Raw genomic sequence first — 25,065 nt, forward strand, 5'->3', positions numbered from 1 at the left:
CCGGGGGGCTCCTAATCCACGGGGAACCAGTGGGGATGCTTGGGGGGACTGGGGGGTTGCCTGATGGGAGTGCGGCTCATGGTGGTCGACGACCACCGATTGCTCGCCGAGGCCTTGGCCTCGGCCTTGAAGCTGCGGGGGCACCGGGTGCTCGCCGCGGCGGCGCCGGCCGCGGGAGCGGCTGAGCTGGTGATCACGCGGGCACCCGAGGTGTGCCTGATCGGTACGGCGACACCCGCCGAGCCGGGGATCTTCGATCCGGTGGTGAAGATCAAGAGGGAGCGCCCGCAGGTGGCGGTCCTCGTCCTCGGCCCGGTGCCGAACCCGCGCGGCATCGCCGCCGCGTTCGCCGCCGGCGCCTCGGGTTACGTACGTCATGACGAACGCATAGAGGGCGTCGAGCGCGCGATCATGAAGGCGAGGGCGGGCGAGGCGGCGGTCGCCCCGCAGTTGCTCCAGGGCGCCTTCAGTGAACTCCTGAACCCCGCCGCCCAGCCGGACGACGAGGGCCAGCGGCTCCTCCAGATGCTCACCCCGCGAGAGGTGGAGGTCCTGGTGAGGGTCGCCGACGGGGAGGATACGAGACTCATCGCGGCCGGCATGGGGATAGCTCCGTCGACCGCCCGGACCCATGTCCAGCGGGTGCTGATGAAGCTGGGGGTGGGCTCACGCCTGGAGGCGGCGGCGCTGGCGGCGCGGACGGGACTGCTGGACCGGGCGGGACCGGTGCCGACACCGGCCTCGCCCGGGAGCACGGAAGACTGAGGGGTCGGGGCTCAGCGCTCGGGGCTCGGCGCCAGAGCTCGCGGCTCAGGGCTCGGCGCCCAGAGCTCGGGGCTCAGGGCTCAGAGCCCAGGGCTCAGGGCCGAGGAAGCTCAGGACTGACGACTGGGGACTAACGGCGTTCGTCCTCGAAGCTGGCGAAGTAGGCGGCGGCCATGTCCTCGTCGGCGTGGCCTCGGGCGGCGGCGCGGGCGAGGCGTTCCGCCGCCGCTTCGGTCACGTCGAGGCGGACGCCGTGCTGCTGCCCGGCCTGGACGATCAGCCGGGCGTCCTTCTCGGCGGTGGCGACCGCGAAACTGGCCGGTGTGAAGCGGTCCTCCAGGATGAGCGAGGCCTTGGCGCGCAGGTAGCCCATGTCGAGCGGGCCACCGGCGATGATGTCGAAGAAGCCCTGTGGGTCCACGCCGAGTCCCTTGGCCAGGGCGAGGATCTCGCCGCACGCGGCGGTGGCGGTGACGACCCAGGTGTTGGCCACGAGCTTGAGGCGGGTGGCACTGGCCGCCGCCCCGTCCTCGCCGGTCCATACGGTACGGGCCCCGACGGCGTCGAAGACGGGCGTGACGGCCTCCCGCCCTTCGCTCGGTCCTGCTGCCAGCACGGTCAGCTGCCCGGCCTCCGCGGGCTCGCGGGTCCCGAGGACGGGCGAGTCGAAGAAGACCAGCTCCTGCTCGCGGGCGAAGTCGGCCAGCTCGCGCACGCCGTCGATCCCGGCGGTCGTGCACTGCGCCCAGACGGTCCCGGGACGCAGCCCGGGCGCCGCCTGCCGCATCACCTCCAGCGCGGCGGCTCCGTCGTACACCATGGTCAGGACGACATCGGCGCCCCGCACGGCCTCCGCCGGGCTGTCGGTGACCTGCGCGCCGTCGGCGGCGAGCGGCTCGGCCTTGTCGCGGCTGCGGTTCCAGGCCCGGACGGTGTGCCCGGCGCGGGCGAGGTTACGGGCCATCGCGGCGCCCATGATGCCGGTGCCCAGGACACTTACGGTGAGTTCGTCGGTCATGAGGCCAGCTTCCCCCGCTCGGTGAGGAGAACCCGGCAACCCGGCATCACATGCGCACGTGGCGCTCGATGTCCTCCCTGAACTCGGTGAGCGCCTGCTCAGTGAGGGTGGGACGGGTGTCCGCGATCGCGGCGAGATAGTCCTCGGTGCCGGCCGGTGCGCCCCTGCGGTCGGTGACCTCGCGTTCGAAGGCCGCCTGGGAGCCCTTGCGGGCGGCGAACTCGATGTCGGCGGGGGTGAACATCTCGCTGGCCGCCACCAGCCGGTGCAGCTCGACCCCGTCGGCGGCGGGGCCGAGGTAGCGCCGCCAGATGGCTTCCCGGGCCGCCGGATCGGGGGGACCGACGGGGATGACGTAGTCGAAGCGGCCGGGGCGCAGGAACGCCGGGTCGAGGGAGCGGACGGAGTTGGTGGCGCAGATCAGCAGCCGGTCGTCGTGGTCGCGGAAGCCCGGGATCAGCTTGAGCAGTTCGTTGGTGACGCCGTGGCCCGGGTCGACGGCCAGGCCGGACCGGACGCCGGCGATCTCCTCGACCTCGTCGATGAACAGGAGAACGGTCTCCAGCCCGGCCAGGTCGTGGAACGTGTCCCGCAGGGAGGCGGCCAGGCTGCCGGCTTCCGCGGCGAGCCGGGAGGGGAAGAGCTCCACGAACGGCCACTCCAGCCGGGAGGCGACGGCCCTGGCGAAGCTGGTCTTGCCGGTGCCCGGCGGCCCGAAGAGGATGACCGCCTTGGGCGGGGTGACCCCGTAACGGTCGGCCAGTGCGGGCTCGGCCAGCGGCAGCACGATCCGCCGCTCGATGGCTTCCTTCTCCCGCTCCATCCCCGCGAGTGCGCCCCAGAGTCCCTGTGGCTGCACCCGGCCGCCGAGTTCCGCGAGGAGACCGGCGTCGCTCGCGCCGAGATGCTCGATCTTCTCGTAGAAGACCAGCCCGTCGTGGGTGCGGTAGCCGGAGTTCTCCAGGGCCGCGGTGCCGGTGGCCCCCGGGGCGAGCAGTGCGCCGATCCGGCGTATGCCCTGCGTGCGCAGGCGCCGTTCGAGTTCGGCGACCAGGGAGCTTCCGATGCCGCGGCTGCGCCAGTTCCCGGCGAGCGCCACCAGTGTGATCCAGGCCCGTTCGCCCTGGGTCTGCGCCACCGCCAGGCCCACCAGGTCGTCGCCGACCACCGCGACCACCGCGGGGCCGCCGGTGCGGGCCGCGGCCATCACCTCGGAGACGGGGAACACGGGAGGCGAGTCGTCCCTCTGCCGGTCCTGGTCCCAGATCTGGATGGCACGGTCGAGATCGTCGTCGCGGAAGTCCCGCAATCGCCACGTCGGCATCATCGCCACCTCGCCGACTTCCCATTGTCCGCGCGGTTCGGACCCGGGGCGACCGGGCGGCGCCCAGGCTCACATCCCGTCGATCCGCCAGGCGGTCATGCCTGTCGCTCCGGGCTTTCCCCGGACATCGACGTGGAGAGTCCTCGGCGGTGGATCGCCCGGACACCACGGAGCTGTCACAGGGGACCGCCTTGTTCGAGGCCGACTGCGCAGGTACGGGGCCGGAGTCCCGTCGGTGAACCCCGGCCCCGCGTCAGGTGGTTACTGCGACGGCGCCTCGTCCTCCGGCGCCTGGGGTGTGGGCGGAGCCAGCGGGCGGAGCCAGAGCCAGACCACGAAGAAGATGCCCAGGGCGAGCATGCCCAGGCCGGTCCAGAGGTTGATGTTGACGCCGTCGGCCTTGGCCAGGTTGGCGTCGGAGACGGTGATGCCGGCGATCGTGACGATGATGCCGTAGATGACGAACAGGCCACCGATGATGGTGCGGATGTCGAAGAGGCGCGCGGCCGTCGCGGACACCTTCTCCAGCTCCGTGACCTCGCGCTGGACGTCCTTCTCGGAATATCCGGAGTGTTCAGACATGGTCTCTCAATCCTCCCGCGATCAGAACGAGAACGGGATGTAGCAGGCGGCGGCGAGGACGACCGCGCCCCAGCCCAGCAGCGCTGGCCTGCGGTACCAGGCGTCGTCGCCGACGGCGGGCGCCTCGGCCATGCCGGGGGAGCGGGTGCCGTAGACGAGGCCCTGGAGTTCCTCCGCCGGCTTGGGGGCGGTGAAGAGCGAGACCGCCACCATGACCACCGCACCGGCCACGAAGCCCGCGATCGCCGAGACGAAGTTGGCGCCCTGGTCGGAGGGGATGTCGATGATTCCCTGCTTGTAGATGACGAAGTAGTTGACCATCGCGGCCGTCGTGCCGGCCAGCAGGCCCCAGAAACCCGACTTCACCGAGGCGCGCTTCCAGAACATGCCGACGATGAAGACCACGAACATCGGCACGTTGAAGAAGGAGAACAGCGTCTGGAGGTAGCTCATGATGTTCGAGAAGGACGACGCCAGGAACGCCGTACCCATCGACGCCAGGACGCCGATCACCGTGATCAGCCGGCCGAAGCGGACGTAGTAGCCGTCCTCCCGCCCCTTGACCACGTACTTCGCCCAGATGTCCGTCGTGAAGACGGTGTTGAAGGACGAGACGTTGGCCGCCATGCCCGCCATGAAGGCGGCGAGCAGGCCCGTCACCGCGATGCCGAGAACACCGTTCGGCAGCAGCTCCTGCATCAGATAGGGGATCGCGTCGTTGTACTGGAGTCCCGAACCGCTCGTGCCGATCTTCGGGACCAGGACGGCCGCCACCAGACCCGGGATCATCACCAGGAAGACGATGAAGATCTTCGGGTACGCGGCGATGAGCGGGGTGCGCTGGGCCGCGGAGAGGTTCTTGGCCGACAGCGCGCGCTGGACCTCGGCGAAGTTCGTCGTCCAGTAGCCGAAGGACAGGACGAAGCCGAGTCCCAGCACGATCGTCAGCCAGTTCGCGCCCAGCGGGTTGACGCTGCCGATGCCCGTGCCGCCCCAGGCGGTCGTGAAGTTGGCGCCGTGGGTCTGGTCGAGCGAGTGCGTCAGGCCGTCCCAGCCGCCCACCCGCTTCAGCCCGAGCGCGGCGATCGGGATCAGCGCGGCGAGGATGACGAAGAACTGGAGCACTTCGTTGTAGATCGCGGAGGACAGACCGCCGAGCGTGATGTACGCGAGGACGAAGAGGCCGGCCACCACGATCGCCACCCACTGCGGCCAGCCGAGCAGCGCCTCGACGACGATCGCGAGCGAGTAGAGGTTGACGCCCGCGATCAGGATGGCGGCGAAGGCGAACAGGATCGAACTCAGCAGGTGCGCCCACTTGTCGAAGCGGAGCAGCAGGAACTCCGGGACCGAGCGGACCTTCGAGCCGTAGTAGAAGGGCATCATCACCAGGCCGAGGAAGACCATGGCGGGGATGGCGCCGATCCAGTACCAGTGCACGGTGTAGACGCCGTACTGGGCGCTGTTGGCGGCCATGCCCAGGATCTCGGTGGCGCCCAGGTTGGCGGAGATGAACGCGAGTCCGGTGACCCACGCGGGCAGGGAACGCCCGGAGAGGAAGAAGTCGAGGCTCGTCTTCACCGAGCGGCGGGCGGCGAACCCGATGCCGAGGACCGCGACGAAGTAGATCGCCAGGATCGTGTAGTCGAGGCCGTTGGTGGGGAGCCGGAGCCCGGCGGCCAGGTGGATGCCCGGTTGGGCCAGCGATGTGCCTGGTTCGGCCAGGAATGTGAGCGATTGTGTGGGGGACTGCATAAGAACTCGCTTCGTCTCGCTTCGTTGCGCGAACTGATCGGATCGTTGTGTGAAGTGATCAGAGCGGAACCTACGCCTCCACCTTCAGGAAATGAACACTTCTGTTGGTGTCCTTTGTTTGATTGTGATGTTGACGGAGGTGGTGGTTTGTGGTTTGTTGTGTTCGGTTCTGTTTGAAGGCTTGAATGGGCGCGGATGGGGAGTCCGACTGTGAAGAAGACCTCGACCCGGCTGGCCGACGGTCGTGAGCTCATCTACTACGACGCGCGCGACGACTCGGTGCGCGACGCGGTGGACCGGCGCCCGCTCGAACCGACCGTCACCACTTCGGAGGTACGCCGCGATCCGCTGCTCGGCGACACGGTCGCGATCGCCTCGCACCGCCAGGGGCGCACGTACCACCCGCCCGCGAACGAGTGCCCGCTGTGCCCGTCCTCCGGCGACCGGCTGAGCGAGATCCCCGACTCCTCGTACGACGTCGTGGTCTTCGAGAACCGCTTCCCCTCGCTGGCCGGCGACTCCGGCCGCTGCGAGGTCGTCTGCTTCACCTCCGACCACGACGCGTCCTTCGCCGACCTGACGGAGGAGCAGGCGAGGCTGGTGCTGGACGCGTGGACGGACCGGACCGCCGAGCTGTCCCATCTGCCCTCCGTGGAACAGGTCTTCTGCTTCGAGAACCGCGGCGCCGAGATCGGCGTGACCCTGGGGCACCCGCACGGACAGATCTACGGCTACCCCTTCACCACCCCGCGCACCGCGCTGATGCTGCGTTCACTGGCAACTCATAAGGAGGCGACCGGCGGGGAGAACCTCTTCGACGCGGTCGTCGCGCGGGAGCTCGCGGACGGCTCCCGGGTCGTCCTGTCGAGTGACCACTGGGTGGCCTTCGTGCCGTACGCGGCGCACTGGCCGTACGAGGTCCACCTGTACCCGCGCCGCCGCGTGCCCGATCTGCTGGGCCTGGACGAGGACGCGCGCACAGAGTTCCCCCAGGTCTATCTGGAACTCTTGAGGCGCTTCGACCGGATCTTCGATGGATCGGGTGGTGGGAAAGAAGGGGCGTCGGGTGGTGGGAAAGAAGGGGCAGGGGAGCCGCCGACGCCGTACATCGCCGCATGGCACCAGGCGCCGTTCGGTTCGCTGGAGGAGTTCGAGGGCGTCAACCGGGACGACTTCGCGCTTCACCTCGAGCTTTTCACCATTCGCCGCACTTCCGGCAAGCTGAAGTTCCTCGCGGGTTCCGAATCCGGCATGAGCGTGTTCATCAACGACGTGCCGCCGGAGACCGCGGCCCAGCGACTGCGAGAGGTAGCGAGTTCATGAGTGGGAAGTACCTGGTCACCGGTGGCGCGGGCTATGTGGGCAGCGTGGTCGCCCAGCACCTGATCGAGGCCGGCCACGAGGTCGTCGTCCTGGACAACCTCTCCACGGGCTTCCGCGAGGGTGTGCCGGCGGGTGCTTCTTTCGTGGAGGGTGACATCCGCGACGCCGCCAAGTGGCTGGACTCCTCCTTCGACGCCGTGCTGCACTTCGCCGCGTTCTCGCAGGTCGGCGAGTCCGTCGTGAAGCCCGAGAAGTACTGGGACAACAACGTCGGCGGCACGATGGCGCTGCTCGCCGCGATGCGCGAGGCGGGCGTCCGCAAGCTGGTCTTCTCCTCCACGGCAGCGACGTACGGCGAGCCGGAGGTCACCCCGATCGTGGAGTCCGCGCCCACCAAGCCCACCAACCCCTACGGCGCCTCGAAGCTCGCCGTCGACCACATGATCACCGGCGAGGCGGCGGCGCACGGGCTGGGCGCGGTCTCCCTGCGGTACTTCAACGTGGCGGGCGCGTACGGGGCGACCGGCGAGCGGCACGACCCCGAGTCGCACCTCATCCCGCTGGTCCTCCAGGTCGCGCAGGGCCGCCGCGACGTGATCTCGGTCTACGGCGACGACTACCCGACGCCGGACGGCACCTGCGTCCGGGACTACATCCACGTCGCGGACCTGGCCGAGGCGCACCTGCTGGCGCTCACCGCCGCGCAGCCCGGCGAGCACCTGATCTGCAACCTCGGCAACGGCAACGGCTTCTCGGTCCGCGAGGTCATCGAGACGGTGCGCCAGGTGACCGGCCACCCCATCCCCGAGGTGATCGCCCCGCGCCGCGGCGGCGACCCGGCGGTGCTGGTGGCCTCGGCGGCCACGGCCCGGGAGCGGCTCGGCTGGAACCCGTCCCGCGCGGATCTCGCGGGGATCGTCGCGGACGCGTGGGAGTTCGCACAGACCGCGGCAGGCAACGCGGCAGAGACCGCGGCAGACAACGCGGCACAGAACGCGGCGAAGGGATAGCACGTGGGGGTACGTGAGGGCTTCGAGGAGCTGTACGGGACGGCCCCGGAGGGCGTCTGGGCGGCGCCGGGCCGGGTCAACCTGATCGGCGAGTACACCGACTTCAACGAGGGCTTCGTGATGCCGCTCGCCCTGCCGCACACGGCGGTGGCCGCGGTGTCGCGCCGCTCCGACGGCGTGCTCCGGCTCCACTCGGCGGACATCGAGGGACCGGTCGTCGAGCTGGACGTCGACGCGCTGGAGCCCCTGACCGACACCAGCTGGGCCGCGTACCCGGCGGGCGTGGTGTGGGCGCTGCGCTCGGCGGGCCACCCGGTGGGCGGTGCGGATGTGCACCTGGCCTCGACGGTCCCCACCGGGGCGGGCCTCTCCTCCTCCGCCGCCCTGGAGGTCGTCACGGCGCTGGCCCTCGACGACCTGTACGAACTCGGCCTCAGCTGCTCCGAGTTGGCCCTGATCGCCCAGCGCGCCGAGAACGACTTCGTCGGTGTGCCGTGCGGCGTGATGGACCAGACGGCGTCCGCGTGCTGCGCCGAGGGATACGCCCTGCACCTCGACTGCCGCGACCTGTCGATCCGCCAGGTCCCCTTCGACCTGGCGTCCCACGGGCTCGCGCTGCTGGTCGTCGACACCCGCGTGAAGCACGCGCTGGGCGACGGGGCGTACGCGGAGCGGCGCGCGGGGTGCGAGGAGGGCGCGCAGCAGCTGGGCGTCTCCCACCTGCGGGATGTCTCCTACGAGGACCTCGACACGGCGCTGGCCCGCCTGTCCGACGAGCGCGTCCGCCGCTACGTGCGCCATGTGGTCTCCGACGACCACCGGGTGGAGGAGGTCATCGCGCTGCTGGACGCGGGCGATGTGCGGGGGATCGGGCCCGTCCTGACCGACGGCCACGCCTCCCTCCGCGACGACCTGCGGATCTCCTGCCCGGAGCTGGACCTCGTCGTCTCCACGGCCAACGCGGCCGGGGCGCTGGGGGCCCGGATGACGGGCGGAGGCTTCGGCGGCTCGGCGATCGTGCTCGTGGAGTCCGGTGACGTGGAGACGGTCACCAAGGCGGTGGAGGAGTCCTTCGCCGGGGCGGGCTTCACGGCACCTCGGGTCTTCCCGGCGGTTCCTTCGGCGGGGGCCCGGCGTCTGAGCTGAGCCTCGGGGTTCCGCCCCCTCCGCCCCTGCCCGTCCCTTGGGGGCTCCGGCCCCCAAAACTCCCGCTCCTCAAACGAACCCCCGCTCCTCAAACGCCGGAGGGGCTGATTTCCCCAGGGGCGGCGGGCCGAGAACCCCCGTCGCTCAGCCCAGGCGCTTCGTCAGGGTGTACTCCGTGATCCCCGGTGGATAGTCCGGGATCACGCACACCACCTCGTAACCCTGCTTCTGGTAGAAGTCGGGGGCCTGGAAGTCCCAGGTTTCCAGGCGGGAGTTGAGGCAGCCCCGGTCGGTGACGGCCATGCGTTCGGCCCGGGCCAGGAGGTGGGAGCCCAGGCCCGCGCCCCGGTGGCGGGCGTCCACCCACAGGTAGGTCACGTGCAGCCACGTCGTCCAGGTGTGGCCGATCAGACCGCCGGCGAGGGCGTCGGTGGAGTCCAAGGCCCAGAGATGGAGCGGAAGTTCGCGTTCGGCCGGGGTTCCGCGCAGGGCGCGCAGGACGGGAGACGCCGCCGTGTTGGTGTCCCGCAGTCGTCTGCGGAGCAGATCGCGCCGGTCTTTGTCGTCTCCTGTCTCGATACGAAACATACGGCTCACCATAAACGCGCTGGCCAACCAGTTCTGCAAATTACCTTCCGCTCCCCGCCCCCGGCCTTACCCTGATGAACAGCACCGGTGGGGGCCGGTGCTGATCAGGGGGCGAGACAGTCGGGTACGACGCCCGAAGTGGGGGTAGCAGTTTCAGCACGGCGGCGGCCGTGTGGCTGCGGCACCCTGCTTTCCGAGTCGTCAGTGGGCTCGGGATTCTTCGGGCGCCGTACCCGCACCGGCCGTCCCCCGACAGTGGGGGTTTCAGAGTGGTTCGCATCCGAGTACTGGTCGTCGACGACCACCGCATCTTCGCCGAGTCGCTCGCGGCCGCCCTCGCGGCCGAGCCCGACGTCGACGTGTCCGCAGCGGGCAGCGGTCCCGCCGCGCTGCGCTGCCTGGAGCGCGCGGCGGCGGAAGGCCGCCGGTTCGATGTCCTGCTCGTCGACGCGGACCTGGGCGGCAATCTGCCCGGCATGCGTCCGGCGGTGCCGGTGCAGGAGAGCAACGAGGACGGGCTCGTGGACGGCATCTCGCTCGTCGCCGGCGTGCGGTCCGGGCAGCCGAGCGTGCGCACCGTGGTGCTCGCGGAGAAGGACGACCCGCGGCGGGCCGCGCTGGCTCTGCAGGCGGGGGCCTCGGGGTGGGTCGCCAAAGACTGTTCGCTGTCCCGGCTGCTCACCGTCATACGAGGGGTGCTGCGGGACGAGACGCATCTCCCGCCCGCCTTGCTCACCGGCGTGCTGCGCGAGCTGACCGCGGCCCGCAAGCACCGCACCGAGAGCGAGCGGCTCGTCGAGTCGCTCACGCCCCGGGAGCGGGAAGTGCTGCGGTGCATGGTCGCGGGGCTGGGGCGCAAGGCCGTGGCCGAGCGGCTGTTCCTGTCGCCGCACACCGTCCGCACGCATATGCAGAACGTGCTCGGGAAGCTCGGCGTGCACTCGACCCTGGCCGCTGTCGCGCTCGCGCGCCGCGCCGGGGTCGGGCCCGTCGACCTAACCGGGGATGTTGTCGAACGGGGCGGTCAACTGGCGTAGCAGTCCGGCCAGTTCGCCGCGCTGGGCCCTGCTGAGTTCCGCCAGGATCGCGCGCTCCTGGTCGAGCAGGCCGGCCAGTGCCTGGTCGGCGCGGTCGCGGCCCTCGTCCGTGAGGCGGACGAGCACGCCCCGGCGGTCGCTCGGGTCCGGGAGCCGCTCCACCAGGCCCTTCTTCGTCAGCCGGTCGATGCGGTTCGTCATCGTGCCAGAGGTGACGAGCGTCTGTGTGAGCAGTTGGCCGGGCGAGAGCTGATACGGGGATCCCGCGCGCCGGAGCGCGGTCAGGACGTCGAACTCCCAGGGCTCCAGGCTGTGCTCGGAGAACGCCAGACGGCGGGCACGGTCCAGGTGCCGGGCCAGTCTGCTCACCCGGCTGAGTACCTCCAGCGGTTCCACGTCGAGGTCCGGGCGCTCCCGGCGCCACGCAGCGACCAGCCGATCGACCTCGTCCTCCATGACGATCAGTGTAATGGTTGTGTCGACGTGAAGTCTCTTGATATAGACTATCTTGATGTCAAGATAGTTCCGATTCTCCAGGAGGCCCGCCCATGTCCGCCGCCCCCACCTGGGACCCCGGCCAGTATCTGCGCCACGCCGAGCACCGCGCCCGCCCCTTCACCGACCTCCTCGCCCGTGTCCCGCTGCTGCCCCGCGACGCGGCCCGCATCGCCGACCTCGGCTGCGGCCCCGGCAACGTCACCGTCCAACTCGCCGAACGCTGGCCGACCGCGCACATCACCGGCTACGACAACTCCCCGGAGATGCTCGCCAGGACCAAGGAGCACGAGGGCCCCCTGGCCGGCGGCGGACGGCTCGACTTCGCCCACGCCGACCTCACGAGCTGGACGCCGACGGAGACGTACGACCTGATCGTCTCGAACGCGGCGCTCCAGTGGGTGCCGGGGCACCTGGACGCCTTCCCGGTCTGGCTCGACGCGCTAGCCTCCGGCGGCACCTTCGCCTTCCAGATCCCGAACAACATCGACGCGCCCCTGCACGCCCTGATGCGCGAACTCGCCGCCACCGCCCGCTGGAAGGAGCGCCTCGCCGACGTCCTGCGCCCCGAGGACTCCGTCCACGGCCCGCTCGCCTACCTGGACCGGCTGGCCCGCCTCGGCTGCGACGTGGACGTCTGGGAGACGACGTACATGCAACTGCTGGCGGGCGAGGACCCGGTGCTCGACTGGGCGACGGGCACCGGACTGCGCCCCGCCCTGACCGCCCTCGCCGACGACCCGGAGGCCCGGGACGCCTTCGTGGCCCAGTACCGGGACCTGCTGCGTGAGGCCTATCCGACCGAGCCGTACGGCACCGTCCTGCCGTTCCGGCGCCTGTTCGCCGTGGCCCGGAAGAGGGCCTGATGCTGGTCGAGGTCGACCATGTCCAGCTCGCCGCCCCGCCCGGCTCCGAGGACCGGCTGCGTTCGTACTACGTCGACGTCCTCGGGATGACCGAGATCGCCAAGCCGGCCGCCCTCGCCGCCCGCGGGGGCTGCTGGTTCCAGGCGGGGGCGGTGCACCTGCACCTCGGCACCGAGGCGGACTTCCGGCCCGCGAAGAAGGCGCATCCAGGGCTGCGGGTCCGTGACATCGAGGCGTACGCCGCCCGCCTCGCGGCCCAGCATGCCCCCGTCATCTGGAACGACGACCTCCCGGGCCACCGGCGCTTCTACTCCGAGGATCCGGTCGGCAACCGCCTGGAGTTCCTGGAGCCGGACGGGCCCTGAGGACCCTGTCCCTGGCCTGTTACCGCCGGACGCGCCCTGAGACCTGCGCCCGGCCTGATACCGCCGGACGGGCCTTGAGACCTGCGCCCGGCCTGATACCGCCGGACGGGCCTTGAGACCTGTCCCCCGGCCTGATACCGCCGGACAGGCCCTAGGCCTTCCGGTGCCCTATCAGGCGGGGCTTCGGCTCCAGGCCGTCCAGGCCGTGCCAGGCGAGGTTCACCAGGTGGGCGGCTACCTCCGCCTTGCGCGGCTTACGGACGTCCAGCCACCACTGGCCGGTCAGGGCGACCATGCCGACCAGGGCCTGGGCGTAGAGCGGGGCCAGCTTCGGGTCGAAGCCGCGGCTCTTGAACTCGCGGCCCAGGATGTCCTCCACCTGGGTGGCGATGTCCGAGATGAGGGAGGCGAAGGAACCCGTGGACTGCGGGATGGGGGAGTCGCGGACCAGGATGCGGAAGCCGTCCGTGTACTCCTCGATGTAGTCCAGGAGGGCGAAGGCGGCCTGTTCGCACAGCTCCCGGGGGTGACCCGCCGTGAGAGAACCCGTGACCATGTCCAGCAGGCGGCGCATCTCGCGGTCCACCACCACCGCGTACAGGCCCTCCTTGCCACCGAAGTGCTCGTACACCACCGGCTTGGAGACACCCGCCTTCGCCGCGATCTCCTCCACCGACGTGCCCTCGAAGCCCTTGGCCGCGAACAGGGTGCGGCCGATCTCCAGCAGCTGCTGACGGCGCTCGGCGCCGGTCATACGGGTGCGGCGCGCACGCCGCGGCTTTTCATTGCTGCTCGGGGTGCTGCTGGAGTCGGTCGCCACGCTGTCAATCATGCCGCGTCAGCGGTTTCCGTCTTGCGGCGGGAGGCGGACGCGTCGGTGTTCCGGCGCGAATCGATACGCGAGCGTGATGGCCAGCGCACGTCGTACGCCCAGCCGAGCTGCTCGCACCAGCGGATGATCCGGGCCGAGGAGTCCAGCTGGCCGCGCTCCACTCCGTGCCGGGCGGAGGTCGGGTCGGCATGGTGCAGGTTGTGCCAGGACTCGCCGCAGGAGAGCACGGCCAGCCACCACACGTTGCCCGAACGGTCCCGCGACTTGAAGGGATGCTTGCCCACCGCGTGGCAGATCGAGTTGATCGACCAGGTCACGTGGTGCAGCAGCGCCACTCGGACGAGTGAGCCCCAGAAGAAGGCGGTGAACGCGCCCCACCACGACATCGTCGCCAGACCGCCGATCAGCGGCGGCAGGGCGAGCGAGAGGATCGTCCACCCGATGAACTGGCGGGAGATCGCCCGGATCACCGGGTCCTTGATCAGATCGGGCGCGTACTTCTCCTGCGGAGTCCGCTCCTCGTCGAACATCCAGCCGATGTGCGCCCACCACAGGCCCTTCATCAGCGCCGGAACCGTCTCGCCGTAACGCCACGGCGAATGCGGGTCACCCTCCGCGTCGGAGAACTTGTGGTGCTTGCGGTGGTCGGCGACCCAGCGCACCAGGGGGCCCTCGACCGCCATCGATCCCGCGATCGCGATCGCGATCCGCAGCGGGCGTTTCGCCTTGAAGGAACCGTGCGTGAAGTAGCGGTGATAGCCGATCGTCACGCCGTGGCAGCCCAGGTAGTAGAAGAAGACCAGCAGGCCGAGATCCAGCCAGCTCACTCCCCAGCCCCAGGCCAGCGGCACCGCCGCGAGCAGCGCCAGGAACGGGACAGTGATGAAGAGGAGAAGCGTGAGCTGTTCGAGTGACCCCTTCTTCTCACCGCCCAATGTGGCGGCGGGGACCGGAGTGCCGTCGTTGTTCGCCTGCGGGGCGTCGTCGATCACATCGGAGCTCGTGGTCATGGGCGTCCCCTGTGGGGTTCGAGGGTTTTTGGGTGGAGACAGATGTCTGGGGAGAGCGGTGCTCCCGATGTCCGGGGCGGACGCCGGTCCGGATGCCCGGGGCGGACGTCCAGACGGGTGTCCGGGGAGCGGAGTGGGCCAGATGTCCGGCGGTGGGACCGGATGTCCGGGGTACGGATTTCAGGATTCCCTCGCTTTCTGACGAGAGTACCTACGGGTCCGTAACCTACGGCGTCGTAAGTATGGCAGCGCGTAGCCCGGCGGCAAGAGCCCGTGAGCCTGCGCGTCCGCATGGCCACCTATCCTTGGAGTCGGTCGGACAGCGCGGTCCGTTCTGTTTACTTCCCGGATGCCACGTCCCTAAGCGGCACCCGCCGCGCGGTCACCACCCGGGTTCCCCTCCAGACGAGCTTCAGACGAGCTTCCACACTCTTCAGACGAGCTTCACCACTGCAAGGAGCCGCACCTGTGAGCAGTGCCGACGACCAGACCACGACGACCAGCAGCGAGCTGCGCGCCGACATCCGCCGCCTGGGTGACCTGCTCGGGGAGACCCTCGTCCGGCAGGAGGGCCCCGAGCTCCTGGAACTGGTCGAAAAGGTCCGCCGCCTGACCCGTGAAGACGGCGAGGCCGCCGCCGAACTGCTGCGCGGCACCGAACTGGAGACCGCGGCCAAGCTGGTCCGCGCCTTCTCGACCTACTTCCACCTGGCGAACGTCACCGAGCAGGTGCACCGCGGCCGCGAGCTGCGCGCCAAGCGCGCCGCCGAGGGCGGTCTGCTCGCCCGTACGGCCGACCGGCTCAAGGACGCCGACCCCGAGCACCTGCGCCAGACGGCCAAGAACCTCAATGTGCGCCCGGTCTTCACCGCCCACCCGACGGAGGCCGCCCGGCGTTCCGTGCTGAACAAGCTGCGGCGCATCGCCTCCCTCCTGGAGACCCCGGTCATCGAGGCCGACCGCCGCCGCTACGACACCCGGCTGGCCGAGAACATCGACCTGGTGTGGCAGACGGACGAGCTGCGCGTCGTACGCCCCGAGCCCGCGGACGAGGCCCGCAACGCCATCTACTACCTGGACGAACTGCACGCGGGTGCGGTGGGCGACGTACTCGAAGATCTGACGGCCGAACTGGAACGCGTCGGCGTCGTCCTGCCGGACGAGACCCGCCCGCTCACCTTCGGCACCTGGATCGGCGGCGACCGCGACGGCAACCCGAACGTCACCCCCGCCGTCACCTGGGACGTCCTGATCCTCCAGCACGAGCACGGCATCAACGACGCCCTCGAACTCATCGACGAGCTGCGCGGCTTCCTGTCGAACTCCATCCGCTACACGGGCGCGACGGAGGAGCTGCTGGAGTCGCTGCGGACCGACCTGGAGCTGCTGCCGGAGATCAGCCCCCGGTACAAGCGGCTGAACGCCGAGGAGCCCTACCGGCTCAAGGCCACCTGCATCCGGCAGAAGCTGGAGAACACCAAGCAGCGCCTCGCCAGGGGCACCGCGCACGAGCCGGGCCGCGACTACCTCGGCACCGCCGAGCTGCTGCGCGACCTCAAGCTGATCCAGACCTCGCTGCGCGAGCACCGCGGCGCGCTCTTCGCCGACGGCCGCATGAACCGCACCATCCGCACCCTCGCCGCCTTCGGCCTCCAGCTCGCCACCATGGACGTACGCGAACACGCGGACGCCCACCACCACGCCCTCGGCCAGCTCTTCGACCGCCTCGGCGAGGAGTCCTGGCGCTACGCCGACATGCCCCGCGACTACCGCGCCAAGCTCCTCGCCAAGGAGCTCAGGTCCCGGCGCCCGCTCGCCCCGACCCCCGCGCCGCTGGACGCCGCCGGGCAGAAGACCCTCGGCGTCTTCGAAACGGTCAAGAAGGCCCTGGAGATCTTCGGACCCGAGGTCATCGAGTCGTACATCATCTCGATGTGCCAGGGCGCGGACGACGTGTTCGCCGCCGCCGTGCTCGCCCGCGAGGCCGGACTCCTCGACCTGCACGGCAACTGGGCGAAGATCGGCATCGTGCCGCTCCTGGAGACCACGGACGAGCTCAAGGCCGCCGACACGATCCTGGAGGACATGCTCTCCGACCCCTCCTACCGGCGCCTCGTCGCGCTGCGCGGAGACGTCCAGGAGGTCATGCTCGGCTACTCCGACTCCTCCAAGTTCGGCGGCATCACCACCAGCCAGTGGGAGATCCACCGCGCTCAGCGACGCCTGCGTGACGTGGCCCATCGGTACGGGGTGCGGCTGAGGCTGTTCCACGGCCGCGGCGGAACCGTCGGCCGCGGCGGCGGCCCCTCGCACGACGCGATCCTCGCGCAGCCCTGGGGCACGCTGGAGGGCGAGATCAAGGTGACCGAGCAGGGCGAGGTCATCTCCGACAAGTACCTCGTGCCCTCACTGGCCCGCGAGAACCTGGAACTGACCGTCGCGGCCACCCTCCAGGCCTCCGCGCTGCACACCGCCCCCCGTCAGTCCGACGAGGCACTCGCCCGCTGGGACGCGGCGATGGACGTCGTCTCCGACGCGGCGCACACCACGTACCGCAAGCTCGTCGAGGACCCGGACCTCCCCGCGTACTTCTTCGCCGCCACGCCCGTGGACCAGCTCGCGGACCTGCACCTCGGGTCGCGTCCCTCGCGCCGCCCCGACAGCGGAGCCGGCCTCGACGGACTCCGGGCCATCCCGTGGGTCTTCGGCTGGACCCAGTCGCGGCAGATCGTGCCCGGCTGGTTCGGCGTGGGATCGGGGCTCAAGGCGCTGCGCGAGGCCGGCCTCGACACCGTGCTCGACGAGATGCACGAGCAGTGGCACTTCTTCCGCAACTTCCTCTCCAACGTCGAGATGACGCTGGCCAAGACGGACCTGCGGATCGCCGGCCACTACGTCGACACCCTCGTCCCGGACGACCTGAAGCACGTCTTCGAGACCATCCGGGCCGAGCACGAGCTGACCGTCCGGGAGGTGCTCCGCGTCACCGGCGGCGACAAGCTCCTGGACACCAACCCCGTGCTCCAGCAGACCTTCGCCATCCGCGACGCCTACCTGGACCCGATCTCCTACCTCCAGGTCGCCCTGCTCAAGCGGCAGCGCGACGAGGCGGCGGCCGGCGCGGAGACCGACCCGCTGCTGTCGCGGGCCCTGCTCCTGACGGTCAACGGAGTGGCGGCGGGGCTGCGCAACACCGGCTGATCCGCGACGAGTCGACGGTGCCCCCGCGTTCGTACGAGCGCGGGGGCACCTCTGCGTTACAGGGCCAGGAACGTGACCGTCAGTTGAACGATCCCGGTCCCCGCCAGTACCCACGCCGACCGCGTCAGCCGCAGCCCGCCCGCGACCACCACCGAGGCCAGCAGCAGGGCGCCGCCGAGCGGCACCCACGCGTAGAGGAGTCCGGCGGGCCCGCTCCGGACGACATCGCCGCTGCCGGGCTTCACGGTGACCGTGTACGTCCGGCCCTTCTTCACCGCCACCGACTGCTCGATGGTGACGCGAGCCCGCGCCCTGGAGCCGGCCGACGTGGGCGTGTACGGCCCCGTGCAGCGCTCGCCCGAGCACGACCGCACGGTGATCGTCCCCTGCTCCCGGCCCTTGCTCAGCATCACGTGCTGGGCAGTGCCCCAGGAGGCCCAGACACCCGCGATCAGGATCAGCGCCGCGACCGTACCCATCGCCGCGAGCCGCCCGAACCGCAGCGCCGGATGGGCGCTCCGACGAGACCCTCGATGTGCGGTGACGGCAGGCATGGCCGGGATCATTGGCCATGCCTGCGCGCTCGGTCAACTGCCGTGCGGCCCGGTGGGCGGACAAGTCGGCAGTTGTACGAGTACATCGACCGGGCCGCCCGACCGCGAAGGAGTCCTACGCGTACGCGGACCGGGCTACGCGTACGCGGACCGCGGGCTACGCGTACGCGGACCGCGGGCTACGCGTACGCGGACCGGGCCGCTCGACCGCTCGACCGCTCAGGAGTTGCGACCGCTCAGGAGTTGTACGTGCTCTGCGCCCGCTCCAGGCCCTCGATCACCAGGCACTCCGCGGCGTCCGCCGCGCGGTCGACGAGGTAGCCGAGCTCCTTGCGCTCCGCCGACGCGAAGTCCTTCAGCACGAAATCCGCGACCTGCATACGGCCCGGAGGGCGCCCGATGCCGAACCGCACCCGGTGGTAGTCCGGGCCCATCGCCTTCGTCATCGACTTGAGCCCGTTGTGGCCGTTGTCGCCGCCGCCGAGCTTGAGCCGCAGGACGCCGTAGTCGATGTCCAACTCGTCGTGGATCGCCACGATGTTCGCCAGCGGCACCTTGTAGAACTCGCGCAGCGCGTTCACCGGGCCGCCGGACAGGTTCATGTACGACATCGGCTTGGCCAGGATCACCCGGCGGTTCGCCGGACCGGGCGGCCCGATACGCCCCTCGATCACCTGCGCCTGCGCCTTGCCGGCCCGCTTGAACTTCCCGCCGATCCGCTCCGCCAGCAGGTCGGCCGCCATGAAGCCCACGTTGTGCCGGTTCATGGCGTACTCGGGACCGGGGTTGCCGAGGCCCACGATCAGCCAGGGGGCGTTGGCGTCGGTCGTCACGTCCGCTTCTCCTTCATGCCAGACCTTCGTGCGCGTTCATGCCAAAGGCTCGTGCGCGTTCATGCCGCGGCTCGCGCCGAGTTCATGCCAGACCCTCGTGCGAGGCTCGTACGACGCTTTATACGCGGCAGCCGCCGCTCCCTCACGGAGCGGCGGCTGACGGTACGGGAATCCGGGAGGATCAGGCCTCGGCGGTCTCGGACTCGCCCTCGGCGCCCTCGGCGGCCGGCTCCTCGGCCTGGGCGGCCAGGACCTGGAGGACGACCGCGTCCTCGTCGATGGCCAGCGTGGTGCCCTCGGGGAGCGGGATGTCCTTGGCGTGGATGGAGGCGCCGGCCTCCAGGCCCTCGATGGAGACGGTGACCGACTCCGGGATGTGGGTGGCCTCGGCCTCGACCGTGAGGGTGTTCAGCACGTGCTCGAGCAGGAAGCTGCCCGGGGCGAGCTCACCCTCGGTCTGGACGAAGACCTCGACGGTGACCTTCTCGCCGCGCTTCACGAGGAGCAGGTCGACGTGCTCGAGGAAGCCCTTGATGGCGTCACGCTGGACGGCCTTCGGGATCGCCAGCTGGGTCTTGCCCTCGATGTCCAGGGAGAGCAGGACGTTCGGGGTACGCAGGGCGAGCAGCAGGTCGTGGCCCGGCAGCGTGATGTGGACCGGCTCGGCACCGTGACCGTAGACGACCGCGGGAACCTTGCTGTCACGACGGATGCGGCGGGCGGCACCCTTGCCGAACTCGGTGCGGGTCTCGGCGGCGAGCTTGACCTCGGACATGATCACTCCTCGTAGAAACTTGGGGAAGGTGGTCACCCGGCCAAAACCATCGGCCTGCTACGAAGAGCGCGTCGATAACGGACCGCCGTACCCGCCATGTACAGCGGTACGGCCTCCCTCGCCGAGCAACTGTGACAGCTTACGCGGCGGGGAGGCCGTACAAGAAATCGATCTTCCGGCGGACCGGAGGGTGCCTACTGCTCCTCGAAGAGGCTCGTCACCGAGCCGTCCTCGAAGACCTCGCGGACCGCGCTGGCGATCGTCGGCGCGATCGAGAGCACCGTGATCTTGTCGAGCTCCAGTTCGCCCGGAGTCGGCAGGGTGTCCGTGAAGATGAACTCGCTGACCTTGGAGTTCTTCAGACGGTCGGCGGCCGGGCCGGACAGCACACCGTGCGTGGCGGTGACGATGACATCCTCCGCGCCGTGCGCGAACAGGGCGTCGGCGGCGGCGCAGATCGTGCCACCGGTGTCGATCATGTCGTCGACAAGGACGCAGACACGGCCCTTCACGTCACCGACGACCTCGTGGACGGTGACCTGGTTGGCGACGTCCTTGTCACGGCGCTTGTGCACGATCGCGAGCGGCGCGCCCAGGCGGTCGCACCAGCGGTCGGCGACGCGCACGCGGCCGGCGTCCGGAGAGACGACCGTGAGCTTCGACTTGTCGACCTTCGCGCCCACGTAGTCCGCGAGGACCGGCAGCGCGAAGAGGTGGTCGACCGGGCCGTCGAAGAAGCCCTGGATCTGGTCGGTGTGCAGATCGACCGTGAGGATGCGGTCGGCACCCGCCGTCTTCATCAGGTCGGCGATCAGACGCGCCGAGATGGGTTCACGTCCGCGGTGCTTCTTGTCCTGCCGGGCGTAACCGTAGAAGGGCACGATGACCGTGATGCTCCGGGCGGAGGCCCGCTTCAGAGCATCGATCATGATCAACTGTTCCATGATCCACTTGTTGATCGGAGCCGTGTGGCTCTGCATCAGGAAGCAGTCGGCGCCTCGGGCGGACTCCTGGTAGCGGATGTAGATCTCGCCGTTCGCGAAGTCGAAGGCCTTCGTCGGGACGACCCCGACACCCAGCTTGTGGGCGACCGCCTCGGCAAGCTCGGGGTGGGCGCGGCCGGAGAAGAACATCATCTTCTTCTCGCCGGTCGTCTTGATCCCGGTCACAGCACTGTCTCCTCAGAGGTTTCTCAGCTGGGCGTTGAGAGACATCTCCACTGGGCGCGAGAGGTCGTCTCAGCTGGGGGTGCGGGTGCACGGTGCGGGTGTGCACTTATCACGGTACGCCGTGTCAGACGTGCCCGTTTCCGGTCAGGCTTCGCCTTCCGGCTCCCGGGAAGCCACCTCCGCCGCCTTCGCGGCCGCGCTCCCCGGACGCTTGCGAGCCACCCAACCCTCGATATTCCGTTGCTGGCCACGGGCCACGGCCAGCGAACCGGGCGGCACGTCCTTGGTGATGACCGAGCCCGCCGCGGTGTACGCGCCGTCCCCGATGGTGACGGGAGCCACAAACATGTTGTCCGAACCGGTGCGGCAGTGCGAGCCGATCGTGGTGTGGTGTTTGTCCTGTCCGTCGTAGTTCACGAAGACGCTGGCGGCACCGATGTTGGAGTAGTCGCCGATCGTCGCGTCGCCCACATAGGAGAGGTGCGGCACCTTCGTGCCCTCGCCGATCTTCGCGTTCTTCGTCTCCACGTACGTGCCGATCTTCGCCTTCAGGCCGAGGCGGGTGCCGGGACGGAGATAGGCGAACGGGCCCACGCTGGCCTGCGGACCGACCTCGGCGCTGTCGGCGACCGTGTTGTCGATACGGGCCCCCGCGCCCACCCTGGTGTCCTTGAGACGGGAGTTGGGCCCGACCTCGGCGCCCTCGGCGAGATGCGTGGCACCCTGCAACTGGGTCCCCGGGTGCACGATCGCGTCCTGCTCGAAGGTGACGGCCACGTCGACCCAGGTGGTGGCCGGGTCCACGACGGTGACGCCGGCGAGCATGGCGCGCTCGAGCAGCCGGTCGTTGAGGATGCGGCGGGCCTCGGCCAGCTGGACCCGGTTGTTGATGCCGGCGATCTCGCGGTGGTCGGCGGCGACGGCCGCGCCGACGCGGTGCCCGGCCTCGCGCAGAATCCCCAGGACGTCCGTGAGGTACTCCTCGCCCTGGCTGTTGTCCGTCCGCACCTTCCCGAGCGCGTCCGCGAGCAGCTGCCCGTCGAAGGCGAAGACTCCGGAGTTGATCTCACGGATGGCGCGCTGCGACTCGCTCGCGTCCTTGTGCTCGACGATCGCGGTGACCGCGCCGCTGGCGCCGTCCCGCACGATGCGGCCGTAACCGGTGGCGTCGGGGACCTCGGCGGTCAGCACGGTGACGGCGTTTCCGTCGGTGGAGTGGGTCGCTGCGAGCGCGCGCAGCGTCTCCCCGGTCAGCAGCGGGGTGTCGCCGCAGACCACGACGACGGTGCCGTCGACGGCGCCGCCCAGCTCCTCCAGGCCCATCCGTACGGCATGCCCGGTGCCGTTCTGCTCGGCCTGCACGGCCGTCCGTACGGCGGGGTCGATCTCACCGAGATGCGCGGCGACCTGCTCGCGGGCGTGCCCCACGACCACGACCAGATTCTCGGGCTCCAACTCGCGTGCGGCCGCGAGCACATGACCCACCAGGGAACGGCCGCACAGGTCGTGCAGGACCTTCGGTGTGGCCGACTTCATACGGGTGCCCTCACCCGCTGCGAGAACGACGACGGCTGCCGGGCGATTGGCGCTCACGGGAATGCCCTTCGGCTTCGGATGGCTGGGGTGTGGACATCCGCAGGATACCGGGGCGTATCAGGAGGGACATGAGAGCGGGCCCTGACAGAGCTGTCAGGGCCCGAAACGAGGTCTTGTGCAGTGTGGCTCCCCCGCAAGGATTCGAACCTTGTCCTACCAGATCCAAAATCTGGTGTGCTGCCAGTTACACCACGGGGGATGGCCCTTGAGACCTTACCCGAGTCGGGTCTGGGTCCGGGCCACGATTCTGCCCCACCAGCCTTCAATGCGGCAGTAGAGCTCGGCTCCCTGCAGGACCCGGATGACGAGGCAGCCACGGTAGGCGTCGCCGACGTTCTTGCGGACGGTTTTGGGGTTGTGCTTCTTGAGCGTCGTCGGCTGGAGGGTGCTGGCGTCGATGTCGACGAGGTCAGCCCAGTACTGCTCGGCGGTGGCCACATCCGCGGTTTCGTGGATCATGACGCGGAAGCGCAGCCGTTCTCGTGTCACGTCCAGCAGATCCAGCCACGCGAGGTAGACCTGAATCACTCCAGGGTCGCTGTTGACGAAGATGACGGATTCCCGGCGCTGGTACGGCTTGCTCTTCTGTCCCTCGGCCCAGTAGAGGGCGACTCCGGCCATGAATAGTTCCCGGTCGGACAGTTCTCCGATGGACTCGGCGGCTTGCCGCTTGGTTTCCTCGCGTACCTGGTCCTGCTGGACGCGCAGCCGAGCGAGCCCCGCGTTCATCCGCGCGCGCTGCTCTTCCGGGGTGCAGCGGGATTCGGGGTGCGGCAGATCCCGTACCCAGAGCGACACCGAACTCTTCGAGCACCCCAGCTCTGCCTGGATCTCCTTGTACGTCCAGCCCTGCCGGCGCAGCTCGCGAGCTCTGTCGCGCAAGTCGTCCTTGGCGTTCGGGCGCTTCGTCCACTCCGGCGGCGGCTCGCCCTCGACGAGGCGCTGAAGGGTCTCCTTGTTGTGGACCTGAAGCTCGTCCCGGATCTGCCGGAGGCTGAGTCCCGCCCGTCGCAGGGCGATCGCTCGCTCCCGCAGCGCTTCGAAATCCGCGTACTTCCGCTGCGAATGTGCCATAGGCATAACGTCCTGGCGGAATGCGATCTTCCAGGGTCGAACGGTGAGCGATTCAGCAGTTCGAGGGATTCCGGCGGGTTTCGCTTCTGTTCGATTGTGCAGTGTGGTGTAGGCCAGTAGCCGAAACTCACCGGAAAAGGGGCGGGGGACGACCGTAGGCTGGAGGCATGACCACGACGGGGGAAGAGCACACCGCGGCCGGGACCGGGCCGTGGTGGTGGGTCAGATGGCGCAGTGCGGTGCTGGACGCGGGGCTCGCGGGGGCGTCCGCCGTGGAGTGCGCGGGTGAGGGGATCCGGTTCGCCCATGACGCGGGGCTGCCGGTCCCGGTGGGGGTGGCGTTCGGGCTGATCGCCGGGGCCGTGCTCCTGCTGCGGCGGAAGTGGCCGATCGCCGTCGTCCTGGTGTCGATCGCCATCACGCCCGCCCAGATGGGGTTCCTGATGGGTCTCGTCGGGCTGTACACGCTCGCGGCGTCCGAGCTGCCGCGGCGGATCATCGGGGCGCTGGCGGGCATGTCCTTCGCCGGGATGCTCATCGTGACGTTCGTCCGGGCACACCAGGGCGTGGTGCGCGGGGACGTGACCATGGGGGACTGGTTCGTCCCCTTCATCTCCATCAGCACCGCCCTCGGGATGACCGCTCCGCCGGTCCTGCTGGGCCTGTACGTGGGTGCGCGCCGACGCCTGATGGAGAGCCTGCGGGAGCGGGCGGACTCGCTCGAACGGGAGCTGCAGCTGCTCGCCGAACGGGCCGAGGAACGGGCGGAGTGGGCGCGCAACGAGGAGCGCACGCGGATCGCCCGTGAGATGCACGACGTGGTCGCGCACCGGGTGAGCCTGATGGTGGTGCACGCGGCCGCCCTTCAGGCCGTCGCCCGGAAGGACCCGGAGAAGGCCGTGAAGAACGCGGCGCTCGTGGGGGACATGGGGCGGCAGGCGCTGACCGAGTTGCGGGAGATGCTCGGGGTGTTGCGTACGGGGGACGGGGCGGGGGCTCGGGTGCGGCCGGTGCCGCCGGTACCGCTGGCGGCGGTGCGGGTGGCTGCCGAGGCGGCGGCGTCGCGGGCGGTGGACGGTCCTGTGGACGGGTATCCCGCGGGTGGGCAGCCCGGGAGTGGGCACCTCGGGGGTGCGCAGCTTGGGGGTGGGCACCTTGGGGGTGGGCACCTCGTGGACGGGCCGTGCCTTGCTGAGCTGGACGAGCTGATCGGGCAGTCGGCTGCTGCGGGGATGGTGGTCGATCTGTCGGTGGAGGGTGACGTGCGCGCGTACGCGCCGGAGGTCGAGCAGACCGCGTACCGCGTGGTCCAGGAGGCGTTGACCAACGTCCACAAGCACGCGGCGGGCGCGAAGACGCACGTACGGCTGGCCCATCGGGTCTCCGAGATAGCCATGCAGGTCGAGAACGAGTGTCCGCCGGAGCCGGGGGGTGCGTCTTCGGTGCGTCTGCCGAGTGGTGGCAATGGTCTGCTGGGGATGAAGGAGCGGGTCGCGGCGCTGGGGGGCGTGTTTGTGTCGGGGGCTACGGAGGCGGGGGGGTTTCGGGTGTCTGCGGTGATTCCTACGTTGGCGTAGGCGCTCCGATCCGGTGCGGGTTCGTGGCTCGTGCGCCGTGGGTCCGCCGGTGGGCGGCTTCAGCCCGTCCGGCGTTTGAGGACGAGGCCGTTCAGGCCGATGCGGGGGTCTGGGGGCGGCAGCCCCCAGGAACAAGGGACGGGTAGGGGCGGAGGGGCGAGGGAGTTCTT

At 69.9% G+C, this 25,065-nt stretch carries 23 protein-coding genes and 1 tRNA gene; 9 read left to right on the top strand and 15 right to left on the bottom strand.

Annotated features, from left to right (window positions below):
- Positions 1-63: 63 nt before the first annotated feature.
- Entirely contained in the window at positions 64-765 is a 702-nt protein-coding gene (locus ACFVXA_RS27875) for a response regulator transcription factor (RefSeq protein WP_362016109.1), read from the top strand.
- Between the two features lie 130 nt (positions 766-895).
- Here ACFVXA_RS27875 and ACFVXA_RS27880 read toward each other — a convergent pair whose 3' ends face one another.
- The 4 genes from ACFVXA_RS27880 to ACFVXA_RS27895 form a co-directional block, all read right to left on the bottom strand.
- Complete coding sequence (locus ACFVXA_RS27880) at positions 896-1,783, bottom strand: NAD(P)-dependent oxidoreductase (RefSeq protein WP_362016106.1); 888 nt, start codon at positions 1,781-1,783, stop codon at positions 896-898.
- Positions 1,784-1,829: 46 nt separating this feature from the next.
- Positions 1,830-3,107, bottom strand: a complete 1,278-nt coding sequence (locus ACFVXA_RS27885) for a GNAT family N-acetyltransferase (protein ID WP_362016103.1) — start codon at positions 3,105-3,107, stop codon at positions 1,830-1,832.
- A 261-nt stretch (positions 3,108-3,368) separates the two neighbouring features.
- On the bottom strand, positions 3,369-3,689 hold the full coding sequence (locus tag ACFVXA_RS27890) for a hypothetical protein (RefSeq protein WP_383741167.1): 321 nt from the start codon (positions 3,687-3,689) through the stop codon (positions 3,369-3,371).
- Between the two features lie 21 nt (positions 3,690-3,710).
- Complete coding sequence (locus ACFVXA_RS27895) at positions 3,711-5,444, bottom strand: sodium:solute symporter family protein (protein ID WP_383903647.1); 1,734 nt, start codon at positions 5,442-5,444, stop codon at positions 3,711-3,713.
- 210 nt (positions 5,445-5,654) lie between these two features.
- Between ACFVXA_RS27895 and galT the strand changes: the two genes are divergently transcribed.
- The 3 genes from galT to galK are packed head-to-tail and all read left to right on the top strand — an operon-like array spanning position 5,655 to position 8,923.
- Positions 5,655-6,767 (top strand): galactose-1-phosphate uridylyltransferase, encoded by a 1,113-nt coding sequence (gene galT / locus ACFVXA_RS27900; RefSeq protein ID WP_362016094.1) that lies wholly within the window; start codon positions 5,655-5,657, stop codon positions 6,765-6,767.
- On the top strand, positions 6,764-7,777 hold the full coding sequence (galE, locus tag ACFVXA_RS27905; RefSeq protein WP_384019077.1) for a UDP-glucose 4-epimerase GalE: 1,014 nt from the start codon (positions 6,764-6,766) through the stop codon (positions 7,775-7,777). The genes galT and galE overlap by 4 nt, the downstream gene beginning before the upstream one ends.
- Positions 7,778-7,780: 3 nt before the next feature.
- Positions 7,781-8,923 (top strand): galactokinase, encoded by a 1,143-nt coding sequence (gene galK, locus ACFVXA_RS27910; RefSeq protein ID WP_390027238.1) that lies wholly within the window; start codon positions 7,781-7,783, stop codon positions 8,921-8,923.
- A gap of 144 nt (positions 8,924-9,067) precedes the next feature.
- Here galK and ACFVXA_RS27915 read toward each other — a convergent pair whose 3' ends face one another.
- The gene (locus ACFVXA_RS27915) at positions 9,068-9,523 is read right to left on the bottom strand and encodes a GNAT family N-acetyltransferase (protein WP_362016894.1); all 456 of its coding nucleotides are present in this window, start codon (positions 9,521-9,523) and stop codon (positions 9,068-9,070) included.
- A gap of 257 nt (positions 9,524-9,780) precedes the next feature.
- Here ACFVXA_RS27915 and ACFVXA_RS27920 point away from each other — a divergent pair, with 257 nt between their 5' ends.
- A complete protein-coding gene (locus tag ACFVXA_RS27920; RefSeq protein ID WP_351859695.1) occupies positions 9,781-10,548 on the top strand; it encodes a response regulator transcription factor in 768 nt (255 codons plus the stop codon).
- On the opposite strand, the gene tamR is transcribed toward ACFVXA_RS27920, so the two are convergent.
- On the bottom strand, positions 10,507-11,004 hold the full coding sequence (gene tamR / locus ACFVXA_RS27925; protein ID WP_362016082.1) for a MarR family transcriptional regulator TamR: 498 nt from the start codon (positions 11,002-11,004) through the stop codon (positions 10,507-10,509). The genes ACFVXA_RS27920 and tamR overlap by 42 nt on opposite strands.
- Positions 11,005-11,096: 92 nt before the next feature.
- Between tamR and ACFVXA_RS27930 the strand changes: the two genes are divergently transcribed.
- Both ACFVXA_RS27930 and ACFVXA_RS27935 read left to right on the top strand, forming a co-directional pair.
- A complete protein-coding gene (locus tag ACFVXA_RS27930; protein ID WP_389467934.1) occupies positions 11,097-11,909 on the top strand; it encodes a trans-aconitate 2-methyltransferase in 813 nt (270 codons plus the stop codon).
- Entirely contained in the window at positions 11,909-12,274 is a 366-nt protein-coding gene (locus ACFVXA_RS27935) for a VOC family protein (RefSeq protein WP_390027241.1), read from the top strand. The genes ACFVXA_RS27930 and ACFVXA_RS27935 overlap by 1 nt, the downstream gene beginning before the upstream one ends.
- A gap of 151 nt (positions 12,275-12,425) precedes the next feature.
- Here ACFVXA_RS27935 and ACFVXA_RS27940 read toward each other — a convergent pair whose 3' ends face one another.
- Both ACFVXA_RS27940 and ACFVXA_RS27945 read right to left on the bottom strand, forming a co-directional pair.
- Complete coding sequence (locus ACFVXA_RS27940; protein ID WP_362016073.1) at positions 12,426-13,106, bottom strand: TetR/AcrR family transcriptional regulator; 681 nt, start codon at positions 13,104-13,106, stop codon at positions 12,426-12,428.
- Positions 13,103-14,116, bottom strand: a complete 1,014-nt coding sequence (locus tag ACFVXA_RS27945) for a fatty acid desaturase (RefSeq protein WP_362016069.1) — start codon at positions 14,114-14,116, stop codon at positions 13,103-13,105. Before ACFVXA_RS27945 ends, ACFVXA_RS27940 begins: the two co-directional genes overlap by 4 nt.
- Positions 14,117-14,584: 468 nt before the next feature.
- On the opposite strand from ACFVXA_RS27945, the gene ppc reads away from it, so the two are divergent.
- Positions 14,585-17,317: a phosphoenolpyruvate carboxylase gene (gene ppc / locus ACFVXA_RS27950; protein ID WP_383741190.1), complete on the top strand. Its 2,733-nt coding sequence runs from the start codon at positions 14,585-14,587 to the stop codon at positions 17,315-17,317.
- Between the two features lie 56 nt (positions 17,318-17,373).
- On the opposite strand, the gene ACFVXA_RS27955 is transcribed toward ppc, so the two are convergent.
- From ACFVXA_RS27955 to ACFVXA_RS27985, 7 genes are all read right to left on the bottom strand, one after another.
- On the bottom strand, positions 17,374-17,883 hold the full coding sequence (locus ACFVXA_RS27955) for a hypothetical protein (RefSeq protein WP_362016062.1): 510 nt from the start codon (positions 17,881-17,883) through the stop codon (positions 17,374-17,376).
- Positions 17,884-18,107: 224 nt separating this feature from the next.
- Positions 18,108-18,704 (bottom strand): aminoacyl-tRNA hydrolase, encoded by a 597-nt coding sequence (pth, locus tag ACFVXA_RS27960; RefSeq protein WP_362016060.1) that lies wholly within the window; start codon positions 18,702-18,704, stop codon positions 18,108-18,110.
- Between the two features lie 181 nt (positions 18,705-18,885).
- Positions 18,886-19,479, bottom strand: coding sequence for a 50S ribosomal protein L25/general stress protein Ctc (locus ACFVXA_RS27965; protein WP_362016058.1), 594 nt, complete (start codon positions 19,477-19,479; stop codon positions 18,886-18,888).
- A gap of 194 nt (positions 19,480-19,673) precedes the next feature.
- Entirely contained in the window at positions 19,674-20,648 is a 975-nt protein-coding gene (locus ACFVXA_RS27970) for a ribose-phosphate diphosphokinase (RefSeq protein ID WP_362016056.1), read from the bottom strand.
- Between the two features lie 144 nt (positions 20,649-20,792).
- On the bottom strand, positions 20,793-22,241 hold the full coding sequence (gene glmU / locus ACFVXA_RS27975; protein ID WP_362016053.1) for a bifunctional UDP-N-acetylglucosamine diphosphorylase/glucosamine-1-phosphate N-acetyltransferase GlmU: 1,449 nt from the start codon (positions 22,239-22,241) through the stop codon (positions 20,793-20,795).
- Between the two features lie 126 nt (positions 22,242-22,367).
- A tRNA-Gln gene (locus tag ACFVXA_RS27980) sits at positions 22,368-22,443 on the bottom strand.
- A gap of 14 nt (positions 22,444-22,457) precedes the next feature.
- The gene (locus tag ACFVXA_RS27985) at positions 22,458-23,318 is read right to left on the bottom strand and encodes a helix-turn-helix domain-containing protein (RefSeq protein ID WP_390027244.1); all 861 of its coding nucleotides are present in this window, start codon (positions 23,316-23,318) and stop codon (positions 22,458-22,460) included.
- Positions 23,319-23,485: 167 nt separating this feature from the next.
- On the opposite strand from ACFVXA_RS27985, the gene ACFVXA_RS27990 reads away from it, so the two are divergent.
- Positions 23,486-24,895, top strand: coding sequence for a sensor histidine kinase (locus ACFVXA_RS27990; protein ID WP_390027247.1), 1,410 nt, complete (start codon positions 23,486-23,488; stop codon positions 24,893-24,895).
- Positions 24,896-25,065: the final 170 nt, after the last annotated feature.

This window comes from Streptomyces sp. NPDC058246, assembly GCF_042881985.1.
Lineage (GTDB): Bacteria > Actinomycetota > Actinomycetes > Streptomycetales > Streptomycetaceae > Streptomyces.